This is a genomic window from Cetobacterium sp. 2A (genome assembly GCF_014250685.1).
GTDB lineage: Bacteria > Fusobacteriota > Fusobacteriia > Fusobacteriales > Fusobacteriaceae > Cetobacterium.
Genome location: NZ_JACFAJ010000005.1, coordinates 76,314 through 102,517, shown reverse-complemented (window position 1 = coordinate 102,517; position 26,204 = coordinate 76,314). Strand labels below are relative to the sequence as shown.

Sequence of the window (26,204 nt, the reverse complement as noted above, 5' to 3'; positions counted from 1 at the left end):
TGAGAAATTTTTTTTAATATAATGTAATTTTTCCTTTTCCCAATTTTTTGGATTCATACAAAGCAAAATCTGCCTTTTTTACAACAAAAGCTAAGTTCTCAGAATGAGATACTTTATTTGAAATTCCAAAGCTTAAAGATATTTTAAATTCATTCGGAACAATACAGTTATTATGTTTTTCAATTTCATTCTCTATTCTTTTTGATATTTTTTTTATACTTTCTAATCCACTATTAGTTATAATTAAAAACTCATCTCCGCCTATTCTAATAGGAAAATCTATATCTCTGATTGATTGTTTTATAATCTTAGAAACTATCTTAATGACTCTATCCCCTTCTTGATGGCCATAACTATCATTTATATTCTTAAAATTATCAATATCAATTAAAGTTACAGCAAAATTATCACTAAATTCTGCATCATATTCATTTAGTACTTCTTCATAAAAATTTCTATTAAAAAGACCAGAAAGAGAATCGTAATATATTTTTTCCTGATTTTTTTTAACTTCTGTTATATCTCTTAAAATCCCATATATTTTTGTTGAAGTCCCTTTATATAAAAATTTAATCTTATTATTTTTATAATATTTCCCATCTTTAAAAACTTCAATAGAACTTACCGATTCAGTAGTCGCTTCTATACTTTGTTTCTCAAATATACTTCCCAATTCGTTTCCAAATACCTCTAAAGAGTTCTTCCCTAATATTTCTCGTCTAGATTTCCCAACTAATTTACAAAATGCATCATTGATGAAAGTATATCTCAAATCAACATTTTTACAAAATATAGCTTCATCAATATTATTTAATATTGTTTTAAATAATACATTTTCTTTTGTTTTTTTTCTTATATCAGCTTTTAAATCCTTTTCTTTTTGTACATTCTCAACTTCTAAATATACATAGTTTAATGTTCCTATAGTTGCTTTTTTTGCAGATATTCTATATGTTATTTTTTCTAAATTAGTATTTCTTAAAACTTCTCTTCCACCAGTTATAAATCCCCCATTATCTAAAAGATCATTAATTTTAAGTTTTGTATTACATTGTTCACAATTATATTCTTCTTTGCCAACAACCTCTTGGTTTGTATATGTCCAACATCTTTTATCCCTACAAATATCGGAAAGATATTCATTATAATCCTCTTTTTCTCCCCAATAATTAATTATACTTTTATTAACATACAAAACCTGATAATCCATATTTAAAATTAAAATCCCAATAGATAAATTATTTATAATATCTATCAATATCTTTATCACCTACTTGTTTAAATTATATATTTCTTCAAATGTGCTCTGAGATTCTAAAAATAATCTTACAATTCTTGGATCAAAGCTTATTCCAATCTCTTCTACTATAATCTTTAAAGCTTCTTCATGAGATTTTGCTACTTTATAACTTCTTTCTTGTCTAAGAGCATCATAGACATCTGCTACAGCAACTATTCTTGCTTCAATTGGTATTGCCTCATGAGCTAATCCTGTAGGATATCCATTTCCATTCCACTTTTCATGATGGTATAAAGCTATATTTTCAGCTACTTTTCCTAAAGATGATTTTTGTAGAATTTGAAATCCTATTTTAGTATGATTTTTCATAACTTCAAATTCTTGATTGGTAAGTTTTCCAGGTTTTCTCAAAATGTTGTGATCAATTCCAATTTTTCCAATATCATGTAAGGATGCAAAATTTCCTATTTCTTCTACATTTTTTGAACTAAGTCCCAATTTCATAGCCAAGTACTTTGAATAAAGACACACTCTTCGAATGTGTTCACCAGTATCTTCATCATTATATGAACTAGCCGCCTCTAAAGATCCAACAAGAGACATAGTTAAGTCATAATATCTTCTTTCTGATTTTTTAAGTTTATAATTTCTAAATAAAACCATAATAATAATTCCAATTAAAAATATTAAAAATAGAGTACTATAATTTTTATCCTCTTTATGGTTTTTATTTAAATAAAGATTAACTGCTAAATTTCCATTTAAAAAACTTTCTGAAATTTCCTGGATTGCATTATAAAGCAAAGGATTATTTTTATTTATTCCAAATCCTATTTCAATTTTTTTATTTGTATTTCCAGCTATTTTAATTTTATTATTTTTTAAATTAAATGCCTTATTAATTATTGCTTTTTCATCTCCAAGCCCAAAGTCTGCTTCTCCTGTTACAACTTTTTCCAAGGCTTCTTGTAAATTATCAACAACTAAATAATCAATATCCATATTACTCTTTAAAGTCGATTTTTCATAACTTTCACTTTTACTAACCACAACTCTTTTTCCATATAACTCTTCTACTTCACTTATAAATCCATCTTCCATTTTATTGAAGACTGATACAGTAAAATTATAGTAACTATTTGAAAAATTAAATTTTTCTTTCGTTAAATCTGTCTCTCTATTTACTAGAGTCATATCGATATCATCAAAATTCTTAGAGATGTCTTCCAAAACAACATAGTCTATTTTTATTTTTAATATTTTCTCTATATCCCTTAAATAATTTATACCAATTCCATCACCCACATCATTATTTTTATAATAAAGGGGATAATAATCATTTCCACTGGGAAGAAGAACTCTTAATTTCTTGCCTTCTAAATCCTTATATTTATCTTTAAATTTGTATTGATAATAATTTACTCTAGCATCATTTATCAATTTTTTTAAATCTTCATGAGGAATTTTTGTTATATAATCTTTTAAAATATAATACAATTTCTCATTGCTTTTAGGAATTGCTAAATTTGTACTTACAGTTGGAATTCTCGTTAAATCAAGACTCTCAGTTTTAATTTCCATCCCATACTGATTATCAGCCACAAATGCGTCTATTTTCCCATCTTTTAATAGCTCAATTCCTTCTTGTCTACTTTTTATCTGAACAGGAATATAGTCAATATGTGTATATTTTTCTTTAAATTCTTTAGTTATATAATAATTTTCCAGTAATCCAACTTTTCTATGTTTGAAATTATCTATTGATTTTATGCTTTTATCTAAAAAATAAATTTTAGAATTTAATTTAAAAAATGTAGGAATAAAGTTAAATTTTTTCTCTCTTTCTTCTGTTTCAATCAAATCCATAATTATATTTTTATCATTTTTTTCAAAATCTAAAATAATTTGAGGATTTAAAGGTAAAAGATCCAAACCTATATTCGTATCTTCCCCTATTTTCTTAAAAAGTTCAGAATAAAATCCCTTACTCTCATTATTTTCTCTGTAAAATAAAAAACTCGTTTCATTTTCTACATAAATTTTAAAATCTTCACCATATGAAAATAAAGAAATAAAAAGTAATAAAATTTGAATTAATAATATTCTCATAGTTTATTTTCCAACTTCTATAATTTGAATAATTTTCTCTAAAATCTCAGGATTTAATTGTTTATTTATTGTTATAATTGTATTTTTATCTGTTCTTTTAATCTTACAGTTTTTAAACTTTTGAATTCCAATTTTTTTTGTTGAAATTTTAAAATTATCTAAAATTTCTTTTAATTCATCTCTAGTTTTATTAGAATAATCCTGTACATCTATTATTTTATCTTCTTTTTTACATAATTTTACAATTTTATTTATAAGATCTCCCTTAACGGCTCCAACTATCTCTAAAATTGACTTTACTTCTGGCTCAAACTCAATAGCTTTTTTTATTGCATGAAACTGACTCTTTCCAATTTTAAATTTCTCTAAACACTCCTCTATAGAAAGATTCCCATCTTCCGAGAGCCTATTAAATTTATATGAAAGTTCTAAAAGAGATAAATTTTTTCTTTTTGTATTTTCATCAATTGAAATTCCCTCTAATATCTCTAAAGGAGTATTTTCTTTTAAAATAATTGCTCTTTCTTGAAAAGTTTTTTCTCTACATTCTTTAAAAATTTCAGATAACGCTAAACTTCTTCTCCATCCTGATATTACTATATACTTCTCATTTTTTTCAAATAAATAGATTGGATTTATAAGTCCAACTCCCCTAATACTTTCAATTAGTCCAAGGAAATTCTCATCATTTTTTATTTGATTAATTTCGTCTAATCTATTCACAAAAGTTCTATCTTCCAAATCTATTTTTTCAAATATTTTTATATTGATATTTCTTACTTCTCCGTATCTTTCAATTGTTGTTTTTTCAATTTTTGGTTTAAGCTCAAAAGTTACTTCTCTACGAGCTAAAGGATTATTACTTAAATCCACACTTCTTCCTCCCTTAATTTCTAATAATTATCTCTTCAACCAATAAACTATAATCTTTAGCACCGTTGGATTCTTTATCATACTCTAAAACACTTTTGTGAGACTGATTTGCTTCTGCCACTTTTATATTATCTCTTATAACAGTTTTAAACATAGCTTCTCCAAAATAGTTATCTAAAACTCCTTTAAACCCCTTGTGAAGATTTGTATTGCTTTTAAATCTAGTTATAACAACTCCGCATATTTTTAATGCTTCATTGTCGTCTCTTACTTCTTCTATAGTGTCCATTAAATCGGAAATTCCTTCTAATGAATTTTCCTCCGCTTGAAGAGTTACTATGATTTCTGTTGCTGCATTTAGAGCATTATACGTACTAAAATCTAGAGCTGGTGGACAATCCATGATTATATAATCATATTTTTTATCTAATTCTTTTAAAGATTTTCTTAAAAGTCTAGCCCAATTTGGATGCCCTGCAAACTGCATATTCGCTTTTGCCATTTTTATATTATTTGGAATAATTGAAAGATTTTCAGTTTTTTCTATTATTACATCATTTATATCCACTTCTCTATTAAAAACATCAAATAATGTTTTGACCTCTCTTTTGTTTATATCAAAATTAGTTGTCAAATTTCCTTGTGGATCCATATCTATAACTAAAGTTTTTAATCCCTTTAAAGCTAATATTTCAGATATATTTCTACTTGTAGTTGTTTTTGCTTCCCCACCCTTTTGATTAATTATTACTAACTTTCTCATTATCTCCTCTCCCAATTTAAATTTAGTATACGGTAATGTATATATTTAACATAGTATACAATAACGATTATTTTTTCTTTATAAGTATTCTACTTTTTTGTCCCTCATTAAACATTAAAAATATTGTATATTCATCCATTGTTGAATTAAATTCCTTCTCAAAGTTTAAAAAATCTAAAATCATTTTTAATTTTTCCATTTCAATTTTTTCTTGTAAAATTTGGAAAATTTTAAATTTATAAGATGAGAATGTTTCGAATTTTGCGAATATATCTGCTATAATTTCCTCTGATTCAATCTCTTCAATCTCTGGTTCAATCTCTTCAATAATAGTTTCTATAATTTTGGGGTTCATCTCAAAATATTTGCTAGTTATCAAATAATCAATAATTATACTTTCTTTCCCTAACTTGAAAGCTCTCTTTTGAGCACTTGTTTCTGCACCACACTTCTTTATGTACTCTATGTAAGCGATTTTTTCAATATCTTCTTTTTCTTTTTCACTGAGAACTATATATTTTTCTTTAGTTTCATTTTTTAATTGAGTATGAATTAAATCACTCTCTGACTCAATAAATAAAGGAACTTGTACAACTTTTTTTCTCTCTTCATTTTTTCTTTTAGCAATATATTCATCAGCCCAACCATTTTCTAAAGCTTGAGTGAAATAACTTCTAATATTTCCAACTTTATGAATTTTCATATATTCTGCTACAAATTTTACATGTTGGAAACCATGCGTTTTAATTGCATCTCTTATAAGATTTGGAATTGTTTTTAAATCTCTAGCTTTTATTGGCATACTATTTAAAACAGTTTCTATCATTTCAGGCGTTGGAGTATTTTCCTCAAGTTCTTTTTTTATCTCCTGAAGTGGTGATAAACTCTGCTCTTCCGTATGACTTATCAGTAAAGAAGCATCATAATTATTAAGAACTTCTCCAAAATCTTTCTTATCGGCATAAAAATGTTTTTGTTTTATATTATTGTGAACATCCTCAAAGAAAAACTCAATCTCAGATTCTTCCCATTTTTTATTTTTTATAATATTGTATCTTGTGATAAGTTTTTTTTCTAATAATTCTTTACAGCATCTTTCCAAAGATTTGACTGTTCTACTTATCGTAACTTTATTAAATTTTAATGGAATTCTTTTTATTAAATAAAGCGACGGAACCTTCAAATATAGATTTTGAAATCTCAATTTACTGATTAACATATAAACGGTTCTAGTCGTTGAATTTTCAATTCCTAATAAAGTATTTGAATCGTAAACTAAGTAACCTTTTCTTATGATATTATCATAAAAATATTTTGAGATTGTTATCTCATAAATCTCTTTAATCCTGTTATCATTATATAATTCTTCTCTTAATTTTTTGTCATTCACTAGACTAATTGTTCTTATAGTCATAATATTCGTGTTGACCGTATCTTCTATATTTCTCTTTATTTTACTCAAGTATAAAGTATTTTTAAAAACATAAGATGTCTCTGCAAGCCTTGTTATAGATTGTTTTATTCTTTTATAATAGGCCTTGTTTGTCAATCCAAACTCATCTAAAAGTTCTGTTGCTGAAACGTAAAAAGTTTGTTGAAATCCTCTCTTCTTCATTATTTTTAATAAAGCAATAAAAACTCTTTCTTCAAAATCTCCAGGAATATAATCACCAGATATAGGCTTAACCATAATAAAAACATCTTTGTCATTATTAAAAAAATATTTTATACTCTGGTTTACTTTTCTATGATTATTTTTGCTAAATAACGGATATTCAATTATATTCATATCCATTCTTATTAAAGATGGATTTTCCAAATTCAAATCCTCAACTGACAGGTTTTCTTCTAAAGTTTCTGCCTGTTCAGAGCTATCAATCTCTTCCCATAATAAAAAATCTTTATTTATAAGGTTATTGCTCATCCTTTTTCTCCCTCAACGTTATTGTATACTTTTTATGTATTTTAACACTATAAAATACAAAATACAAGCTTAAAAGTATACGCTAATGTAGAAGTTTGTGAAAAAACATCCTTGGTATACAGTAACGTCAAAACTAGTATACGATAACGTCAAAACTAGTATACGATAACGTTGAGGAATAGTATACGATAACGTTGAATAATAGTATACGATAACGTTGAGGTTTTTTTGATGGTTTTTTCAATCTAGCCCTTGATTTTATTGGCCTACTTTAATTTTCGTTTTTTGCCCTAATATTTATAACATTATATAACAATATATAACAAACTAAACAATATATAAATAGCATAAAAAAAAGACCCCTAAAAGGGTCTTCATTTTGATAATTTTAATAACCTGAACGAGGAGTAGCATATTGACTATTGTAATATGGAGTATACTGTGGTTGATTATTATAATAATTAGGAGTTGATCTGTTATTATTTTCTATAGCTTGAGTTTGATCTTGAACCGAACCAACTAAGGCACCAGCAGCAGCACCAATTCCAGCACCTAGTAAAGTAGCTTTACTATCATGACCAATAGCTTGACCTAATAAAGCACCAGCACCAGCTCCTACAGTAGTAGATCCAATAGTATTAGACCCAACATTAGAACATCCAATCAGCATAGTACCCATAAAAAGTAACATGGTAATTTTCTTTTTCATTTTTATCTCCTTTCTTATTGCTATAAATTATAAAAGTATACGGTAAAGTATAAATTTAACCTTCTGTAATATCATACAAAATTTCTACGTTGTTGTATAGTATGTCAAAAAAAATCAAAAAGTTCACAAGAATGTCACAAAAATATTATATACTTAGTCAAACGGAAATAAATATTTCTAAAAATAATAAATACGGAGGAAGTTAACTTGAGAAAAATAATTATATTCACATTGACAGCATTTCTTTTTATCAGTAGCTTCTCAGCAACTGCTGCAGATTTAAAAAAAGGTTCTAATAGTTTTATTAAAACAATGCTACCAATAATAACGGAAGTACAAAATGATATAAAACAAGATAAAGAGAAAGTAACTAATATTTTAAATAAGTCAAAAATAACAAAAGCGGAAAAAGAATTTTTAAATGAAGTTTATTCAACTTACAGAGTGAGAGTTGGAGATAAAAAAACATTGATGGATAAAATGATAATACCACCAACTTCATTAATACTAGCTCAAGCATCTCTTGAAAGCGCATGGGGTAAATCAAGAGTGGCACAAAAAAGTAATAATCTTTTTGGAATGAAATCTTTCAATTCTAGTGAACCAAGATTGAAAGCTGCTCAAAATTCTAGAGTTTATTATAGAAAATACGAAACAATAGAAGAATCAGTTAAAGATTATGTTATAAATCTTTCAAGACATGAAGCATATCAACCCCTTAGAAAGAGTATAAGAAATGGAGAATCAACACCTTCTTTAATTAAACATTTAGTGGTTTATGGTGGAAGTAAAAATTACCCATCTGAACTTTCAAAAGTTATAAAAGGAAATAATTTAACTAAATATGATATATAAATAAGGATTTTTAAATAATTCTGCGTAAATACCCTCAAAATAATAAATTTTATTTATTTTGTTTGAGGAGGATATTCATGGAGCTAATGATTTTTATATTTGTTTTGTTTATTTATACAGGATTAAAAATCTTTAAATATTTTAAACTTTCAAAAGATCATAAAAAAGAACACAACTCTTTAAGAATTCCTATTAAAATTTTAAAGAAAGAAGAAGCTATTTTAGATTTGGGATTTAAAAATGTTAAAATATATTTTGGGAATGAAAATTTCTTAAATTTTTATGATCCAATGATTTTAATTATAAACGATTTAAATGCCCTAGGAAGGGATTGCTTCATTGCAGACGAGGAAAGTGTCGTAAAAGTTTATATAGACCCTTTAACGGCAAAATACGCAGCCTCAGACATATCTGCGACGCAATATTCAAACTTCGAAATAAGAATGAGTGAAGAACAGAGATATTCTATGAATAAATTCAAAAAAAAATATTATTATAAATTACATAATCCTGTTACTAAAAAAGAGACTGAACTTATGGGAGCAGTTCTCACATATTTGTTTTTTTCTCAATTTAAAAATTGGGAAGCTTATCCAGAAATAAAAAGAGAATTTGAAGACGAGTTAATTTATTGGAAAAAACACGAAAGAGAATTTTCAGAAATAGTTATAGAGTTTGATAATCTTTATGAAACATTATTTACTGGAGTGAATAGATATCATTTACTTTACTCAGCAATAGAAAAATTAAAAATAACTTCTCAAGAAGAAGATTTAATAGAATTAGAAAAGCAGTGGAGCTAAAAATAACGACCTAAGTGATATCACTTAGGTCGTTATTTTTGCTTTCATCCAATCTTTACCTTCTACCATTCTTGTTACTAGCATAGCTGCTACAGTGTCTCCACTTGCATTTATCATAGTTGCTGGAGGATCTACCAAATATCCTATCGTTGCAATTATTGGAAATGCCTCTGGAGGGAATCCGTACATTGTAACAATTAACATTTCTCCAATTAATCCACCGCCAGGAACTCCTGACATTACAACTCCACCGACTAAAGATAAAAGAAGTGCGCTCGCATAAGTTCCAACACCTTCGAAAGGAATTCCAAAAATTCCAAACAAAAATGAGATCTTTAAAATTGTACTAATACAAGTTCCATCCATATGAGCTGTAGCTCCAATAGGTAGAACAATTTCTCTTATATCTTTAGGAACTCCTATCTCTTCACACGCATCTAAATTGACAGGAAGGGTTGCAATACTACTCTGGGTAGCTAAAGATGTTATAGCTGGAGAAAGTAAGTGTTTTAGGGATTTTACTCCTTCTTTTCCAGCAGCTATATAAGCATATATTGGAAAAGCTGTAAAAAAATATACAATACAAAGAGGATAATAAATCAACATGGCTCTTGCATACGATCCTAAAAGTTCCTTTCCATACTCTCCAATAAGTGACGCAAAATAAGCTCCAAGTCCAATTGGCGCATAATACATCAAAAGATTTATCATTTTTAAGAAAACTTCAGATAAAGCATCCAAACCTTTTGCTACAACTTTTCCTTTTTCTCCTGTCATATTTATACAAAGACCAAAAATAATGGAAAAAATAATCAAAGGTAACATATTTTTTCTAGAAATTAATTCTGGAAAATCCTTAACTGTTAGAGCTGAAACTATTTGATCTCCAGTTTGGAAAGGTTTTAATGCTTCAGTAGTTTGAAGATGTAAATTTACACCCTCAGCTGGAGGGAAAAAAGTAACTACAACAATTATAAGCAGTGCTGCAACTAATCCAGTAGACACAAAGACTATTACTAAGCTTTTTAAAATATTTTTTAATCTTTTCATATCATTCATGCTAGCAATAGAGCTACTAATTGTAACAAGAACTAGAGGAACTACTATTGTGAACATAGCATTTATAAAAAGATCTCCAAAAGGTTTAAACATCATTGCTTTTGGTCCCATTATAATTCCAACAATACTTCCTAAGATAATTGCTCCAATTAATACTAGTGAAAATTTATAGGCATCCCAAATATGGTTTGGTTTTTTCAAATTTTCCATTGAATATCCTCCTCATAATCTTTAAATAGGCCAAAAATCCCACCTGTATGAATGAATAAAATATTTTTACATGTATCAAGATTTTTATTTTTAGACTCATTGTATAGTCCGTAAAGAGCTTTGCCTGTATAGACTGGATCGAGTATAACACCTTCAGTACGACCTATTTTTTTTATGAAATCAATTTCTTCTTTTCTACTCAAAGAATAACCTCTTCCGACATATCCATCTATAATTTCAATTTCGTCTTTTGAAAAATCTAATTTTTTTCCAAGGATATCTAAAGTTTCTTGCACTATTTCAGAAATTTTATTTTTAAAAAATTCTGCATCATCACAAACATTGATTCCAATAATTCTTTTTTTGGAATTTAATAATTTATTAGCTAAAAATAACCCCGCATAAGTTCCACCAGATCCTACTGGAACTAATATCGTATCAAATGATTTATTCATAAGTTTTTCTTGTTCTAAAATTTCTTTAAAGCAGTTAAAATATCCAAATGTTCCTATGCCGTTTGAAGCTCCTTCAGGAATTATATAGGCCTTATCACCTTGTGAATCCACTTCTTTTTTAATACTTTCCATTATTTCTTCTCTAGAATCTCTATACTGATCTGATGTTATAATCCTTACTTCAGATCCTAAAATTTCATCCAGTAGATAATTTCCATCTATTTTGGGAGTCTCATTAGACCTTAAAACTAAAATAGATTTTAATCCCAATCTAGCTGCTACAGCAGCAGTCGCTCTAGCATGATTAGACTGAATTCCACCACAGGTTATCAAAGTATTACATCCTTTATCTATGGCATCTTTCACTGAGTATTCAAGTTTTCTTACTTTATTTCCAGAAACTTCACATCCAGTAAAATCATCCCGTTTAATAAAAATATTCTTTTGTAATTCTTCAGAAAGTCCCTTCAGATTTTCAATTCTGGTTGGTAAATTAGCAATTGAAATAGAATTTGGTATTTTAATCATGTTTCCTCCAATTTTTACTTAAGAAAAAATTTCTATAGATTTGTCTAAAATACCAGTTAAATAGGCAATGACAATTCCATAGTTAGTTATAGGTACCCCATTTTCGTGAGATTCCTTTATTCTATTTTGCATTATTTTCTTATTTAACATACAAGAACCACAATGAATGATTAAGTCATATTCATCTAAATTTTCAGGAAAATCCTTTCCCATTTTAAAATCAAAATTTATCTGCTTTGCTGTATACTTTTTTATTAAATTTGGAATCTTAACTTTTCCAATATCTTCATGTGAAGTATTGTGAGTACAAGATTCTGATATTAAAATTTTCGATCCATCAACTAAATTATCTAAAGTTTTCACACCTTCAACAAAAGCATCTAAATCTCCCTTTTGGCGTGCAAAAAGAATTGAGAAACTTGTTAATTTGGTTCTATTATTTAAAATGGAATCAACTTTTTTAAAAGCTTGAGAATCAGTTATAACCAAGTCTATATTTTTTAAATCTTCTAAGGCAGATTCAAGTTCGGTATCTCTTACAACATAACTTTTAATTCCATTATCTAAACAATCACGAATTACTTGTACTTGAGGTAAAATTAATCTGCCTTTTGGGGCTTCAGAATCGACAGGAACTACCATTACAATAGTTCCGTTGTATGGAACCAAGCCTTTTATAAGAGAGGGTTCCTCCTCTGTTATTTGAAGATTTTTAATAAGAGTTTCTTTTAAGAGTAATATACTTTCCCTATTATTTACAGAGGTCATAATTGCATTAGGAAATTTTTCTTTTAAAGTTTGAACTTGTTCATGAGTGCAAGTATCAATTTTATTAAATACTAAAATATAGGGAATATTATATTTTTTAAATATATTTATTTGCTTGTTATAAAAATCTAAATCTAAACTATTACTATCCATAACAAAAATAGCAAAATCAGTTCTTTTAAATTCTTTTAGAGTATTATTAACTCTTAATTTTCCAAGGGCACTATCATCATCTAATCCAGCAGTATCAATAAAAAGAACAGGACCAAATGGAATCAATTCCATAGCTTTAGTCACGGAATCAGTTGTTGTACCAGGAATATCTGAAACAATTGCGATATCTTGCTCTGTAATGGCATTTAAAAGTGAAGATTTTCCAGCATTTGTTTTTCCAAAAATTCCAATATGTTTCCTGTTACTATTAGGTGTGTTATTCATAAAAATCCTCCCAAATTAGATGTAAAGATCTCTTTTACCTTGTTTTATAAGTTCGATATTTTTCAATGTTAGAGTTTTTATATCTTCTCTTTTTATTTTTGGTATTTCTCTACTGATAACTTTTTCTACTTTTTCAATAATCTCTTTATCTCCATAATCTAGAGCATATTCCATAAGAGTCATAAGAGCATTTGGTCCGCAAACATTTTGAATATTCCCAGATTTTGCAAGCTCCATAAATCTATCTCCAGTTCTTCCCATTCTATAGCACGCCGTACAGTAGCTAGGAACATAATCTTCATCTAGAAGCTCTTTTAGAATTTCAAGAGGAGTACGATGGTCTGCTAATTGGAACTGGTTTGCTGTTTTCCCTTCTTCTCTTTCAGAGTATCCACCAACATCTGCAGATGATCCAGCACTTATTTGAGAAACTCCATACTTAATAACTTCTCTTCTTAATTCAGCACTCTCTCTTGTTGATAAAATAATACCTGTAAATGGAACTGCTAATCTTATAGTTGCAATAATTTTACGGAAGTCATCATCGTCAATTAGATTTGGAAATTGCTCTAGAGACATTCCCTCAGCTTTCTTCATTCTAGGAACAGAAATAGTGTGGAATCCAACTCCTTTTGTTTTTTCCAAATATTCATTATGAAGCATAAGAGCTATAACTTCGAATTTATAATCAGATAGACCAAATAAAACCCCAGCTCCTACATCATCTATTCCAGCTTCCATAGCTCTTGAAAAAGCATTTAAATGATACTCATAGTTTCCTTTTAAAGATTTTGGATGCATAGCTTCATATGTTGGCTTATGATATGTTTCTTGGAAAAGAATGTATGTTCCAATATCTGCATCTTTTAATTTCTTATAATTCTCTACAGTTGTAGCAGCAATATTTACATTTATTCTTCTGATTGCTCCATTTTCAAATTTTGTTGAATATACGGCATCAATTGCATCTAAAATATAATCAATTCCACAATTAACAGGATCTTCACCAGCTTCTAAGGCAATTCTTTTATGACCCATTTTTTCTAAAAGTCTAACTTCATTTTGTATGGCTTCACGAGTTAATTTTTTTCTAGGAAATTCATTATCTCTTTTATAACCACAGTAAACACAGTTGTTTACACAGTAGTCACTAACATAAAGTGGAGCAAAAACAACGATTCTATTTCCGTAAATATCTTCTTTTAACTTATGTGCAATGCTATAAAGTCTTTCTTTTTGGGTATTATCTTTAATTTCAAATAATACGGCAACCTCTTCATGAGAAAGACCAGAATGATTTTCTGCTTTATCTAAAATTAATTCAATATCAGTATGTGTAGCTTGTTTAGCTTTTTCAATAACAGAATAAATGTAATCGTGATCAATAAAGTTTAAATTCTTTTCCATGTAATGTTGTCCCCCCTAGATAAAACAGGTTCGAAGCCTGCTTCTTTAATTTTAGTTTCAATTTTCTTTTTTTCTTCAGCACTTTCAGTATCTGTAAAAACTTTTCCATCATAAAGAGCATATTTTTTTCTACACTCAAAGGGTGATAAATTTGGCATAATTACATTAGCTCCGGCTTTAAAAGCTTTTTCTCTTCCTGATGAATCAATTGTACCAAGAGCAGTTGTAGCTGGAAGTAAAACATTTGGAAGTAAAAGTCTAATTATAGCCAGTAGAGTAATGGTAGTATGTGAATCTCCACCTTTTTCATCTCTTAAAGGAGTATTTTTTTGTGGAATGAAAGGTCCAATTCCTACCATGTGAGGTTCTAATTCCTTTAAGAAAATTAAATCATTAACGATATCTCGATTTGTTTGATTTGGTAATCCAATTAAGAATCCAGCTCCAACTTGAAGTCCAACCTTCTTAATATCTTTTAAGCATTCAATTCTATTCTCAAAGCTCATATTTGGATGGATGGATTCATACAAAGATTTTGTAGCTGTTTCATGTCTTAAAAGATATCTATCAGCCCCAGCATCATATAAAGCTTTATATGAACTCTCACTTTTTTCTCCTAAGGAGAGAGTTACTGCTGCTTCAGGACATTTACTTTTTATAGAAGAAATTATTTTAATAAGTTTTTCATCAGTAAAATAGGCATCTTCACCGCCTTGTAAAACAAAAGTTCTATACCCAAGTTCAAAGCCATTGATACAAGCTTGAAGAATTTCTTCTTCGGTAAGTCTATATCTTTGAGCAGAACTATTTGAAGCTCTTATTCCACAATAACAACAATCTCTTTTGCAATAATTAGTAATTTCAATGAGACCTCTTAAAAAAACGGTATTTCCATAAGTTCTTAATCTAGTTTCGTATGCTTTTGAAATTAAATAATCTCTATCTGATTCGGTAAGATTATCTAAAAGAAATATTAATTCTTCTTTAGTTAGTGAGTTATTAATAAATAATTTATCAATTAAATGTATCAAATTTACCTCCTAAAAAATTCAAAACTCCGACGGTCGGAGTTTCTAATTAAATATATTCATTCCCATTTTAATTGTAACTATAGTTGTAATAATTAGAAAAACAGGTCTTATAAATTTTGTTCCTTTAGATACTGCAAATTTTGCTCCAACAGAAGCTCCTATAAGCATAATAACACCGATACTTAAAGCATAAAAATAAGCAATTTTTCCATAGTACATGAAAGTTAAAACACTAGATACATTACTAGCTAGATTTAAAACTTTAGCGTTTCCACTTGCCCTCATAAAATCGAATTTAAAGATTTTAATTAAAGCAAAGATAATAAATGAACCAGTTCCAGGACCAAAGAAACCGTCATAAAAACCTAGAACGAAAGCTACTATGAAACCAAAAAACATATTTTCTTTTGTAGGACCTTCAAATGAATCTATATTTCCCATCTTTTTATTATATAAAGTGTATATTAATACGAAGACAAGCAATAAAAAAGCAATTGGATAAAGATATTTTTGGTCAATAAGTAAAACTGTTTTTACCCCTAATATAGCACCGATAAATGAAAATGAAGCTATTTTTAAAGATATATTCCAGTTTATTTTTCCGGATCTGGCAAAACCTATAGTACTTCCAACAGTTGAAAAAAATGCTGCCAGCTTATTAGTTCCTAAAGCTAAGTGTGGATTTAAACCAGCGGCAATGAAGGCTGGAAAGCTTATCAGTCCACCTCCACCAGCGATAGAATCAATAAATGCAGCGGCAAAACAAGCAGTTGCTAAAAATAAAAAATTTTCCATAGTTACTCCCCCTATTATTGTATACTTTCTAAGATATTTAGATTATACAATAAATCTACCTTATCCAATACAAATAATTAATCTTTTTGATCATTTTTTTTAGCAGATAATAAGTGACGAATCATAAGGTCATAACTAGATGGTCCTTTTTTATTTCTTTGTTCTAAATATTTTTTAATAATTTCTGTATTTTCAATTTCTGAAAAATCTTTTAGATTTTTTATTTCATTTTCATTAAGTAGTTTAATAGTCTTTTGGCTTATAGATTGCGCTATAAAAATTCCAAGTTTTTCATTTAAATATTTTCCTAAAGATGTTGAATTTATTCCAATTTCTTGAAGTTTATTATCAGCTATCTCTTCAGATACTTTTTTCTCATATTCAGTTATCTCTTTTGAAATATTTTCAAATTCTCTATCAGCTATTTCTAAAAATCCAGCTAATAACTTAAATCTTCTTTTTATATCGGGTGGTAATTGACCACTAAATTTATAATTTTTATCATGTTCTACTTCTGCCCAAGCATGCTGTAAAATTGTTCTAACTTGAATTTCAAACTTTAAATTTTTAAATCTTTCAAATTCTTGCATTTTAAGCATTGATTCTGGTAATGTAGCAACTAGGTGAATTGATTTGTATCCAACTTTATCTTCCCCTAAATTTTCACTTTTATCTTCACTTCTCATTTCGTCTATTAAAAATATTTTTCTTAATACACTTTCTACGATTTTAGTTTCACTTTCTAGAAATGTGATAACTCTTATACCGCAGAGATCCGTTGCTGATTCAAGTGAGCTATATTCTTTTCTTTCAACTTTTTTAGAAAAACTTTCACTACTTTTAGCCCGACTAGCTATGGAATGGTATGTTACTTTTTCTTTTTCGAAAATGAGCTTTAAAAATTTTTCTAATCTTTTTCCCATTTTTCTATAATTCTCTCTGTTTTCTTTATAATATTTTATAAGTTCAATTTGCTTGATATCTTTTTTATACATATTATAACTCTCCCTTTATCAAAAGTAATTATTAAGATAATTATACCATATATTTAAAATAAAAAAAAACTCCGACTGTCGGAGTTTTTTAATTTTATTGTTTATTTGGTTTTGTAACACCAATTATAATAGCACTTAAAATAGAACCTAAAGTTACTGCAAATAGATACATAATTGGATGTCCGATTATTGGAAGAACAAATAATCCACCATGAGGAGCTGGAAGAGTACATCCAAAGAACATACTTAAACCACCAGCAAGAGCAGAACCAAGTATACAGGCAGGGATAACTCTTATAGGATCTGCAGCTGCGAAAGGAATAGCCCCTTCTGTTATAAATGATGCACCCATGATATAGTTAATTTTTCCAGCATCTCTTTCATCCTCGTCAAATTTATTTTTGAAGAATGTAGTTGCTAAAGCAATAGCTAAAGGTGGTACCATTCCACCAGCCATTACAGCAGCATGAGGATAATAGTTATTAGATGCTATTGTAGCTATACCAAAAGTAAAGGCAGCTTTATTAACTGGTCCACCCATATCAACAGCCATCATTCCACCTAAAATAATACCAAGTAAAACAAGGTTTCCAGTTCCTAATCCATTTAGGAAGTTAGTTACTCCTGTATTCATAGCAGCAACGGGATCAATAACAACAGCGTACATTAAGAATCCAGTTATTAAAATACCAAATAGCGGATAAAGTAAAACTGGTTTTATCCCTTCTAATTTTTCCGGTAAAACAGAGAAAGCTTTTTTAAGCCCAACTACAATATATCCACCAAGAAAACCTCCAACTATTGCTCCAAGGAATCCACCGCCGTTATTGGCTGAAATTAATCCTCCTACCATCGCGGGAGCAAAACCAGGTCTATCTGCTATACTCATTCCAATAAAACCAGCTAAAACAGGAATCATTAAGAAGAAAGCATTTCCTCCACCAATATCCATAAGTAACTTTGCAATTGGACTATAAGATGGGTCAGCAGGATTTGAAGCATTGATACCAAAAATAAATGAAATTGCTATTAATATTCCTCCACCTACTACAAATGGTAACATATTAGAAACACCACTCATAAGATGCTTATAAAAACCAGATCTTTCATTTTTAGAAGAAGATTTTGCAGAACCTCCAGAACTCTTACTTGAATAGATTGGAGCTTTACCTTCTAGAGCTACTTCAATAAGCTCTTTAGGTCTTTTAATACCATCTTTAACTGGAACTATTTCAACATTTTTTCCATTAAATCTTTCCATATCAACATTTTTATCAGCTGCTACGATTATTCCTTTAGCATTTTTAATATCTTCGTCAGTTAAAAGATTTTTTACACCAGTTGATCCATTTGTTTCTACTTTTATTTTAATTCCCATATTTTTAGCAGCCTTATTTAGAGCTTCAGCAGCCATATAAGTGTGGGCAATACCTGTTGGACAAGCTGTAACAGCTAAAACATCATAACCTGTATCTTCACTTTTAGGATTAATTTCTTTTTGAACATCAAGATTTAAAATTTCAAAAATTTCATCATCAGTTGTAGCATTTAAAAGATTTTCTCTAACATCATCGTCCATTAATAAAGTTGTTAATTGAGAAAGAGTTTCAATATGAGAGTCAGTTGCGTTTTCAGGAGCTGCAATCATAAAGAAAAGTGTAGAAGGTTCTCCATCTAATGAGTTGAAATCGATACCCGCTTTACTTCTTCCAAAAGCTATACTTGGAACTTTAACAGCAGCAGATTTACCATGAGGAATAGCTATTCCCTCTTCTAAACCAGTTGAACTTTGTGCTTCTCTTGCAAGAATAGCTTTTTTAAATTCTTCTTTATCATTTAGTTTTCCAGCATTATAAAGAACAGTTACTAGCTCTTCTATAACACCATCTTTAGTTGTAGCTTTTAAATTTAAGTCTATACAGTCTTTTGATAACATCTTTTTTATCATGATTTTCCCACCTCAATATTTTTTATTATAATATCGCTCAATAAACTATTTGTTTTTTCATAAGTTGCAAGTCCTTTTGAAAATGCAGTGGCACTTCCAGATGCAATAGAAAATTTATAAGTTTCTTCTAAAGGAAAGTTTTTAACAAGTCCATATATAAAGCCAGCAATCATAGAGTCACCAGCACCTACAGAACTAATAAGATTACCCTTAGGAATTCCACCCTTATATATTTTATCTTCACTAATAAAAATTGAACCTTCTTTTCCCAGAGAAATAATAACATTTTTAGCACCTAAACTTTGTAGTTCTTTCCCACCATTTATTAAATCATCAATTGTATTGAAATCTCTCTTAAAATATTCTCTTAATTCATCTTTATTTGGTTTTACTAAGAATACACCTTTTTTTAAAGCAGAATCAAATGCAGAACCTCTTGTATCTAAAATGACTCTAACAGATTTTGGAAGGACTTCAATTATTTGTGCATATGCATCTTCAGGTATGGATGAAGGAACACTTCCAGATAAAACTATAATATCATTTTCCTTGAGCTGAGATTTAATATGTTGAATTAAATCCAAATAATTTTTAGAAGTAATTTTGGGAGCTATTCCTGCAATTTCAGATTCTAAACCATTATTGTTTATTTTTATATTTATTCTTGTATCATCTTTAACTCTTATAAAGCTTGAGAAAACACCATATTCTTTCAGTTTTGTATCGATAAATTCTCCTGTAAATCCTCCTAAAAATCCAAAACATGTTGAATCCACGTTATAGTTTTTTAAAACTTTTGAAACGTTAATACCTTTTCCGCCTGGAAGTTTGTAGTCATTGGTTGGAAAATTTAATTCTCCTTGATTAAATTTATCAAAAGATAAATAGTAATCTACAGCTGGATTGAAATTAATTGTATATATCATTTAGTCACCTCTATTTTAGCTAAATTAAAATACTCTTTTGGTGGAGCTTTATCTATGATAAGAGTTCCAGAATTTAATTTGGCAAAATTTATAAAACTATTTTTTTTAATTTTACTACTATCACATAAAAAATAAACAAATTCACCTAGTTTAACAGCAGCGTTTTTAACACAAGCTTCTTCGGGGTCAGGAGTCGAGTAACCTTTTAAATCAAAAGCGTTTGCTCCAAGAAAAACTGAATCAAATCTGTAGTTATTTAAAGATTCAACAGCTAGATAGCCAACTGTACAACTAGTTTTAGATTTAATTTTTCCACCTAGAAGATACGATTCTAGATTATATTTTTCTAATTCTTGTATAAGACTTAAACCGTTAGTTACAACTTTAATTTTTTTTTCCTTTAAATATTTTATCATTTGGAAAGTTGTTGTCCCTGCATCTAGATAAATACTACTTCCATCTTTTACAAAATTTGCAGCAGTTTTTGCAATTTTATCCTTTTCTTCGAAAGAAATATTAGATCTTGATAAGATGTCATCATCTTCTAAGACTACTCTTTTTTTACTTTCAATTAACATCGCGCCACCATGGACTCTTTTAATTTTGCTTTGTTTTTCCAAAATATTCAAGTCTCTTCTAAGCGTCGATTCAGATATGTCTAGTTTTTCTAGAAATTCTTGATTGCTAATGTTTGATTTTAAACTTAAAAGTTCTAATATAAAATTATGTCTTTCAATAGTTAACATTTTTTTCACCTTTTAATCTTTTTTTTAATAATACCATCATTTTCATTAAAATTCAATCATTTTATTTCAAAAAACATTCAAAAACAATCAATAACATTTAAAAAAATTAAATTTGTGGTATACTAAAAAAAAGAATTAGGGGGAATTAACTTGAAAATAAAGGCAGTAGCTTTGGATTTGGATGGAACTCTTTTATCTTCCGATAAAACAATATCTTTAGAAAATTTAGAGGTATTAGAGGAGCTAGAAAAAAGAGGGATTTTAATATTTATATCAACTGGGAGACCTTATATTTCTGCCAAAAAAATTGCTGATGAAATTGGTTTAAAAAGTGTGATTATAACATATAATGGCGCAAAGGTTATTAATCCTATAACTGGTGAAGTATTATATGAACAAGTTTTAGAAGAAAAATATGTAAAAAAATTAATAGAGTTTTCAAGAGAATTTGGAATTCATTTAAATCTTTATCAAAATGAAGAGTGGTTTGTTGAAAACGATAGTAATGAAGAGACAATCGCTTACAAGAAATTAACAAAACTTACACCTATAAAAAAAGATTTTGATACTTTTGAGCTATACACAATGACAAAAACACTTTTTATAGGTGAAAATCATATCTTGAAAGAATTGGAGAAAAAAATTAAAAATTTTGCAGGAGAAAATGTTCATGTGACTTTCTCACAATCAAGATTTTTAGAGATACTAAATAAAAATGTAAATAAGGGTGCTGCGCTCTTAGCAGTTTTAGAGAAAAAAAATATAAAGCCTGAAGAATGTATGGCTTTTGGAGATGCGAGTAATGATCTTGAAATGCTAAAAGTTGTTGGCTATGGGGTTGCAATGGGGAATGCAACAGATGAAGTAAAAGCGGAAACTTCGTATATTACAGATAGCAATGATGACAACGGAGTTGCAAATTTTATAAAAAAAAATATTTTTAAAATTATTTAAAAAGGAAATAAAGATAAAAGTTGAAGTTGCAGGTATAGGATAAATTTTTAATTGAGGAGAAATCATGATTTTTGATGCACATGCAGATATATGGACCGACATAACTAAGAAGTTGGAAAGTGGTAAAGAGGGTGGTTTTAGGAAATATCATTATAATTCTTTAATAAAAGGGAAAATATGGGGTGGAATATTTGTGATTTGGAATGATAAACCCTATCCTAATTTTGCTAAAGAAAGAATGGATATTATTTTAAAAAATATGGAGCTGGAAATCGAAAAAACAAAAGATATATTAAAAGTAGTTAGAAAATTCCAAGATATTGAACTTGCGATTTCAGAGAACAAAATATTTACAATCTTAGGGATAGAAGGTCTTGCCGGAATAGAAAAAAATATTCAAGATATAGAAAAACTTTATGAGTTAGGGATAAGACATGGAAATTTAACTTGGAATGAAGAAAATGAATTAGGGACTGGTGTAAAAGGAAATTCAGAAAGGGGGATAACTGAAAAAGGAAGAAAACTTTTAAAGAAAATGGAAGATCTTGGAATGATTATAGATGTTTCCCATGCAAACGAAAAAAGTTTTTGGGATATTTTAGAATCAACTAAAACTCCAATTATAGCCTCACATTCTAATGCTCAAACACTTTGCAACGTTGCAAGAAATTTGAGTGATGAGCAACTGAGAGCTATCGCGAAAAGAAGAGGAGTAGTTGGTATAAATAGCTATAAAAATTTTATAGATGTTTCAGAAGAGAATCAGACGCTTGAAAGATTGGTAGATCATATAGATTATATGGTGAAAATTATGGGAATTGATTATGTAGGACTAGGTTTTGATTTTGGGGAATATTTTGATCCAGATGGGAAATTATATGGCCCAAAAGGATTAGAAAAACCAGAGGAAGCTAAAAATATTCTAAATGTTTTAGGGAGTAGAGGGTACTCTAAAGAAGATATAGAGAAAATAGCTTTTAAAAATTTCTTTAGAGTTATAAAAGAAATACTAAATTAAAAATCCCTAATGTTGATAGAAAAGGACTAGTTATGGTATACTTAGACTAAGAATGGGATAAAGGGGAAAGTAATGAGTAATTATGTTATTTTAAAAGGAAAAAGAGATAGATTATCAGTTTATCTTGATCCAGATGTAGACTTTTTCATTCTGAAAGAGGAATTAATAAAAAAAGCAAAAGAAGCTGAGACTTATATTGGAGATTCACACACAGCTATTGAATTTTCAAATAGAGAGATTTCGGAAGAGGAAGAGGATGTATTATTAAATTCAATACAAAGACATACTCAAATCAAAATTTCTTATGTATTTTCAAAAAAGGAATCTGAAAATCAGGAGATGGCACCATTTTTAGGAGCTTTAACTGAAGAAGGTATTACAAAATTTTATAAAGGAACGTTGCGTTCTGGAAATAATTTACAGTTCGATGGAAATATAGTTGTTATGGGAGATGTAAATCCAGGTGCTTACATAAGAGCTAAAGGAAATGTTATAGTGCTAGGACATTTAAATGGAACAGTATTTGCTGGTACTGATAGGGAGAGTGAAGCTTTTATTGGTGCTCTTTCAATGAATCCAATACAAGTGCGTATAGGACAATTCATCGCAAAAAATCCAAACCAAGAAATACTGGATACGAATAGAATTAAAAAAAGTACAGAGTTTGAAATAGCCTATGCAAAAGATGGGAGAATTTTTATAGAGAGCTTCAATAAAAAAACTCTTGAAAGCATGATGAAAATATAGAAAATTAGGGAGTGAAGTACAATGGGAAAAGTATTAGTTATAACGTCTGGAAAGGGTGGAGTAGGGAAAACTACTACTACGGCTAATCTTGGTGCAGCACTTGCTTTACAGGGGCAAAAAGTATTGTTAATAGATACGGATATTGGTCTTAGAAACTTAGATGTTGTTATGGGGCTTGAAAATAGAATAGTTTATGATTTGGTTGATGTCATTGATGGTCATTGTAGAGCAAAACAAGCTCTTATAAAAGACAAGAGAAGTGACAATCTTTATCTTTTACCAGCAGCTCAAACAAAAGATAAAAATGATGTAACACCTGAGCAGGTAAAAGAGTTAATCGATAGCTTAAGACCAGATTTTGACTATATAATTATAGATTGTCCAGCTGGAATCGAACAAGGATTTAGAAATGCAATAATTGCAGCCGACGAAGCTTATGTTGTTACGACACCTGAAATTTCAGCTGTTAGAGATGCCGATAGAATTGTTGGACTATTGGAAGCTAATGAAATAAGAAATCCAAAACTAATAGTTAATCGTATTAGAATGAGCATGGTTAAAGAAGGAAATATGCTAAGTGTTGATGATATAGTTGATATTTTAGCAATAGATGTAATTGGGATAATTCCAGATGATGAAAATATAGTTATCTCTACAAATAAAGGAGAACCACTTACATATAAAGGTGAGTCTTTGGCAGCTAAAGCTTATAGAAATATAGCTGAGAGATCATTGGGAAGTAACGTGGAGTTTCTAAATTTAGAAATAAAAACAGGATTTTTAGACAGAATAAAAGATATTTTTAAGAGATAAGGTAGGTGAATTTAAGTGGGATTATTTAGTTTTTTTGGAAAAGAAAAATCTGGAAATATTGCTAAGGACAGATTAAAATTGGTTTTGATTCATGATAGATGTATGTTATCTCCAAGAATAATTGAGGATATGAGAGATGAAATAATTGCTGTTATTTCAAAATATGTTGAAATTGATCGTGAGGCTCTTAATATAGAGATTTCTCAAAATCAAGAAAATGAAAGAAGAACAACTTTGGTTGCTAATATTCCAATAAGAGTTTCAAAAAAATAAGAGCATAAAAAATGGATCCCTAAAATTTGGGGTCCATTTTTTATAATAACTCGCAGTATTTGTGAGTACTTCCCTCTAGTATTGGATAAAAATTATGTTTACGATATAAAGACTCTGCAATAATATTATTTTTATTGTAATTTACTTTGATGGAAGATAGAGAATCGGAGTTTTTAATTATTTCTATAATAGCTTTTAGAGCTTTTCCACCAAGTTTTTTATTCTGAAATGACTTATCAATCATAAAAGGGTTAATCCAATTAGAATTATCATCTTCTTCATTTATATAGCCAATTATTCCAACTGGGTATCCATCTATTTCAACAGAAAAAATAGTTGGAGTGGTGTCATTTGTACTATTGATAGTCAACCACGATAAATTTGAGATTGGGTATAATTTTTTCTGTTCAGGTTTTACGGTTAAGTTAGAAAGTGGTTTCCAATTATAAGAATCAATAGGAGACAGATTAACTTCCGGATAAAAATTGAAAAGGTTTATTTTTAAATTAATTTTTTTGTTATGTTGTTCTACAAGCCTAGCCCCTTGAGACAGAAAAAATTTTATGCAGGCTTCGGAATTATCTGAAGAAAGATAGATTTTTTTTGCACCCCAACATCTTGCTTGTATTTTACAAAATGACAGTAATTTTGTTCCTATACCTTTATTTCTATAATTTACATCTATAAAAATAGCTTGAAGTTTTGAATCTTTTTCTAGAGCAGCAAATCCAATTAACCGACCAGAATCAAATGCTCCAAATATTTTGCCATGAGTGGACAAAATATTTTCTAAAATACTAACATATCTTTGTTCGCTACCTTCCCAATCAAAAATTTCAAAGTGTTCATATTTTAAAATCCACTTTCCATCCTCAATAGACCAAGTACTAAAAATTGACTCTCTTCTATCAATATCTGATATAAGTTTACATTCTTTTAAATCCAACAATCTATAATTTATCATAATTTAACCTCAACTTTAATTTTTTCAGATTTATGCCATAATATTACCATATTATTTAAAAATAACAATATGTCTTTTTGAAGAAAAATCTAAAGAGGAATTATTAAAAACTTCAGAATATTAAGTTCAGGGTGGTGATATATTATGAAAAAAATGCTCATTTTATTTTGTTTTTTTTCTATATTAATTTTTGGTGAAGATAATTATAAAAAGAAAATTATTTATTCTGGAGTTTCATCAGAAAAAGCAATTGCATTAACTTTTGATGACGGACCGGATTCAACAAATACAGTTAAAGTTTTAGACATCTTGAAAAAAAATGATGTGAAAGCAACATTCTTTTTGCTTGGTCAAAATATAAATCAAACAACGTCAGCTTTAGTTCAAAGAATATATGACGAAGGACATGTCATTGGAAACCACTCTTATACTCATGGATTATTCTATAATAAAGGTGAAGATGCAGTAAGTAGAGAGATAACTAAAACTCAAGAGGTTATAAAAAAAGTTATAGGAAAAGAACCAGCCCTGTTTAGACCTCCATATGGAGCAGTGAGTAAAACTATGGTTGATTATTGTAGTAGTCAAAGTATAAAAGTTATAAATTGGAATGTTGACACAAACGATTGGAGAAAGACTATAAGTAGCGATGATATGGTAAAAACAATAACTTCGGGAGCTTCATCAAACAGAATAGTTTTAATGCATACGATGAGACATCTATCGAAAACACCAGACGCATTAGAGGTTGTAATACCAATTTTAAAGAATCAAGGATTTTCAATAATAACTTTGGATAAGCTTCTTGGAGTGGAACCATATAAAAATTAAATGGAAAAATTTGGCTAAAGAT

At 28.6% G+C, this 26,204-nt stretch carries 25 protein-coding genes; 8 read left to right on the top strand and 17 right to left on the bottom strand.

The genetic code is table 11. The features are described from left to right. Positions 1–13 precede the first annotated feature (13 nt). From H3N56_RS03345 to H3N56_RS03320, 6 genes are all read right to left on the bottom strand, one after another. Positions 14–1,258 (bottom strand): sensor domain-containing diguanylate cyclase, encoded by a 1,245-nt coding sequence (locus H3N56_RS03345; protein WP_185879894.1) that lies wholly within the window; start codon positions 1,256–1,258, stop codon positions 14–16. A gap of 12 nt (positions 1,259–1,270) precedes the next feature. Continuing rightward, the gene (locus H3N56_RS03340) at positions 1,271–3,349 is read right to left on the bottom strand and encodes a transporter substrate-binding domain-containing protein (protein ID WP_185879893.1); all 2,079 of its coding nucleotides are present in this window, start codon (positions 3,347–3,349) and stop codon (positions 1,271–1,273) included. Between the two features lie 3 nt (positions 3,350–3,352). Further along, complete coding sequence (locus H3N56_RS03335) at positions 3,353–4,222, bottom strand: ParB N-terminal domain-containing protein (protein ID WP_185879892.1); 870 nt, start codon at positions 4,220–4,222, stop codon at positions 3,353–3,355. A 13-nt stretch (positions 4,223–4,235) separates the two neighbouring features. Next, entirely contained in the window at positions 4,236–4,985 is a 750-nt protein-coding gene (locus H3N56_RS03330; protein ID WP_185879891.1) for a ParA family protein, read from the bottom strand. A gap of 67 nt (positions 4,986–5,052) precedes the next feature. Further along, entirely contained in the window at positions 5,053–6,909 is a 1,857-nt protein-coding gene (locus H3N56_RS03325; protein ID WP_185879890.1) for a replication initiator protein A, read from the bottom strand. A 388-nt stretch (positions 6,910–7,297) separates the two neighbouring features. Further along, positions 7,298–7,618, bottom strand: a complete 321-nt coding sequence (locus H3N56_RS03320; RefSeq protein WP_185879889.1) for a YMGG-like glycine zipper-containing protein — start codon at positions 7,616–7,618, stop codon at positions 7,298–7,300. Between the two features lie 207 nt (positions 7,619–7,825). Between H3N56_RS03320 and H3N56_RS03315 the strand changes: the two genes are divergently transcribed. After that, on the top strand, positions 7,826–8,473 hold the full coding sequence (locus H3N56_RS03315; RefSeq protein WP_185879888.1) for a glucosaminidase domain-containing protein: 648 nt from the start codon (positions 7,826–7,828) through the stop codon (positions 8,471–8,473). Between the two features lie 77 nt (positions 8,474–8,550). After that, the gene (locus H3N56_RS03310) at positions 8,551–9,276 is read left to right on the top strand and encodes a hypothetical protein (protein ID WP_185879887.1); all 726 of its coding nucleotides are present in this window, start codon (positions 8,551–8,553) and stop codon (positions 9,274–9,276) included. 24 nt (positions 9,277–9,300) lie between these two features. Here H3N56_RS03310 and H3N56_RS03305 read toward each other — a convergent pair whose 3' ends face one another. The 10 genes from H3N56_RS03305 to H3N56_RS03260 all read right to left on the bottom strand — a co-directional run bounded on the left by H3N56_RS03305 (position 9,301) and on the right by H3N56_RS03260 (position 20,582). Continuing rightward, a complete protein-coding gene (locus H3N56_RS03305) occupies positions 9,301–10,545 on the bottom strand; it encodes a dicarboxylate/amino acid:cation symporter (protein WP_185879886.1) in 1,245 nt (414 codons plus the stop codon). Continuing rightward, on the bottom strand, positions 10,533–11,528 hold the full coding sequence (locus H3N56_RS03300) for a D-cysteine desulfhydrase family protein (protein WP_185879885.1): 996 nt from the start codon (positions 11,526–11,528) through the stop codon (positions 10,533–10,535). Before H3N56_RS03300 ends, H3N56_RS03305 begins: the two co-directional genes overlap by 13 nt. Positions 11,529–11,546: 18 nt before the next feature. Further along, on the bottom strand, positions 11,547–12,734 hold the full coding sequence (hydF, locus tag H3N56_RS03295; protein WP_185879884.1) for a [FeFe] hydrogenase H-cluster maturation GTPase HydF: 1,188 nt from the start codon (positions 12,732–12,734) through the stop codon (positions 11,547–11,549). 15 nt (positions 12,735–12,749) lie between these two features. Next, positions 12,750–14,141 (bottom strand): [FeFe] hydrogenase H-cluster radical SAM maturase HydG, encoded by a 1,392-nt coding sequence (gene hydG, locus H3N56_RS03290; RefSeq protein WP_185879883.1) that lies wholly within the window; start codon positions 14,139–14,141, stop codon positions 12,750–12,752. After that, a complete protein-coding gene (hydE, locus tag H3N56_RS03285; protein ID WP_185879882.1) occupies positions 14,126–15,172 on the bottom strand; it encodes a [FeFe] hydrogenase H-cluster radical SAM maturase HydE in 1,047 nt (348 codons plus the stop codon). Before hydE ends, hydG begins: the two co-directional genes overlap by 16 nt. A 42-nt stretch (positions 15,173–15,214) precedes the next feature. Further along, a complete protein-coding gene (locus H3N56_RS03280; protein WP_185879881.1) occupies positions 15,215–15,967 on the bottom strand; it encodes a TSUP family transporter in 753 nt (250 codons plus the stop codon). Between the two features lie 77 nt (positions 15,968–16,044). Then, a complete protein-coding gene (locus H3N56_RS03275) occupies positions 16,045–16,962 on the bottom strand; it encodes a GTP pyrophosphokinase family protein (protein ID WP_185879880.1) in 918 nt (305 codons plus the stop codon). Between the two features lie 94 nt (positions 16,963–17,056). Then, positions 17,057–18,910: a fructose-specific PTS transporter subunit EIIC gene (locus H3N56_RS03270; protein ID WP_185879879.1), complete on the bottom strand. Its 1,854-nt coding sequence runs from the start codon at positions 18,908–18,910 to the stop codon at positions 17,057–17,059. Continuing rightward, positions 18,907–19,836 (bottom strand): 1-phosphofructokinase, encoded by a 930-nt coding sequence (gene pfkB / locus H3N56_RS03265; protein ID WP_185879878.1) that lies wholly within the window; start codon positions 19,834–19,836, stop codon positions 18,907–18,909. The genes H3N56_RS03270 and pfkB overlap by 4 nt, the downstream gene beginning before the upstream one ends. Further along, on the bottom strand, positions 19,833–20,582 hold the full coding sequence (locus tag H3N56_RS03260; RefSeq protein WP_185879877.1) for a DeoR/GlpR family DNA-binding transcription regulator: 750 nt from the start codon (positions 20,580–20,582) through the stop codon (positions 19,833–19,835). Before H3N56_RS03260 ends, pfkB begins: the two co-directional genes overlap by 4 nt. A 150-nt stretch (positions 20,583–20,732) precedes the next feature. Here H3N56_RS03260 and H3N56_RS03255 point away from each other — a divergent pair, with 150 nt between their 5' ends. From H3N56_RS03255 to minE, 5 genes are all read left to right on the top strand, one after another. Next, entirely contained in the window at positions 20,733–21,536 is an 804-nt protein-coding gene (locus H3N56_RS03255) for a Cof-type HAD-IIB family hydrolase (protein WP_185879876.1), read from the top strand. A gap of 64 nt (positions 21,537–21,600) precedes the next feature. Next, the gene (locus H3N56_RS03250) at positions 21,601–22,554 is read left to right on the top strand and encodes a dipeptidase (RefSeq protein ID WP_185879875.1); all 954 of its coding nucleotides are present in this window, start codon (positions 21,601–21,603) and stop codon (positions 22,552–22,554) included. 72 nt (positions 22,555–22,626) lie between these two features. Further along, a complete protein-coding gene (locus H3N56_RS03245; protein ID WP_185879874.1) occupies positions 22,627–23,301 on the top strand; it encodes a septum site-determining protein MinC in 675 nt (224 codons plus the stop codon). Positions 23,302–23,322: 21 nt separating this feature from the next. Continuing rightward, complete coding sequence (gene minD, locus H3N56_RS03240) at positions 23,323–24,114, top strand: septum site-determining protein MinD (RefSeq protein WP_185879873.1); 792 nt, start codon at positions 23,323–23,325, stop codon at positions 24,112–24,114. A gap of 15 nt (positions 24,115–24,129) precedes the next feature. Then, positions 24,130–24,387, top strand: a complete 258-nt coding sequence (gene minE, locus H3N56_RS03235; RefSeq protein WP_185879872.1) for a cell division topological specificity factor MinE — start codon at positions 24,130–24,132, stop codon at positions 24,385–24,387. Positions 24,388–24,427: 40 nt separating this feature from the next. On the opposite strand, the gene H3N56_RS03230 is transcribed toward minE, so the two are convergent. Beyond that, on the bottom strand, positions 24,428–25,351 hold the full coding sequence (locus H3N56_RS03230; protein WP_185879871.1) for a GNAT family N-acetyltransferase: 924 nt from the start codon (positions 25,349–25,351) through the stop codon (positions 24,428–24,430). 144 nt (positions 25,352–25,495) lie between these two features. Here H3N56_RS03230 and H3N56_RS03225 point away from each other — a divergent pair, with 144 nt between their 5' ends. Beyond that, positions 25,496–26,182, top strand: coding sequence for a polysaccharide deacetylase family protein (locus H3N56_RS03225; RefSeq protein ID WP_185879870.1), 687 nt, complete (start codon positions 25,496–25,498; stop codon positions 26,180–26,182). The last annotated feature ends 22 nt before the right edge of the window (positions 26,183–26,204 follow it).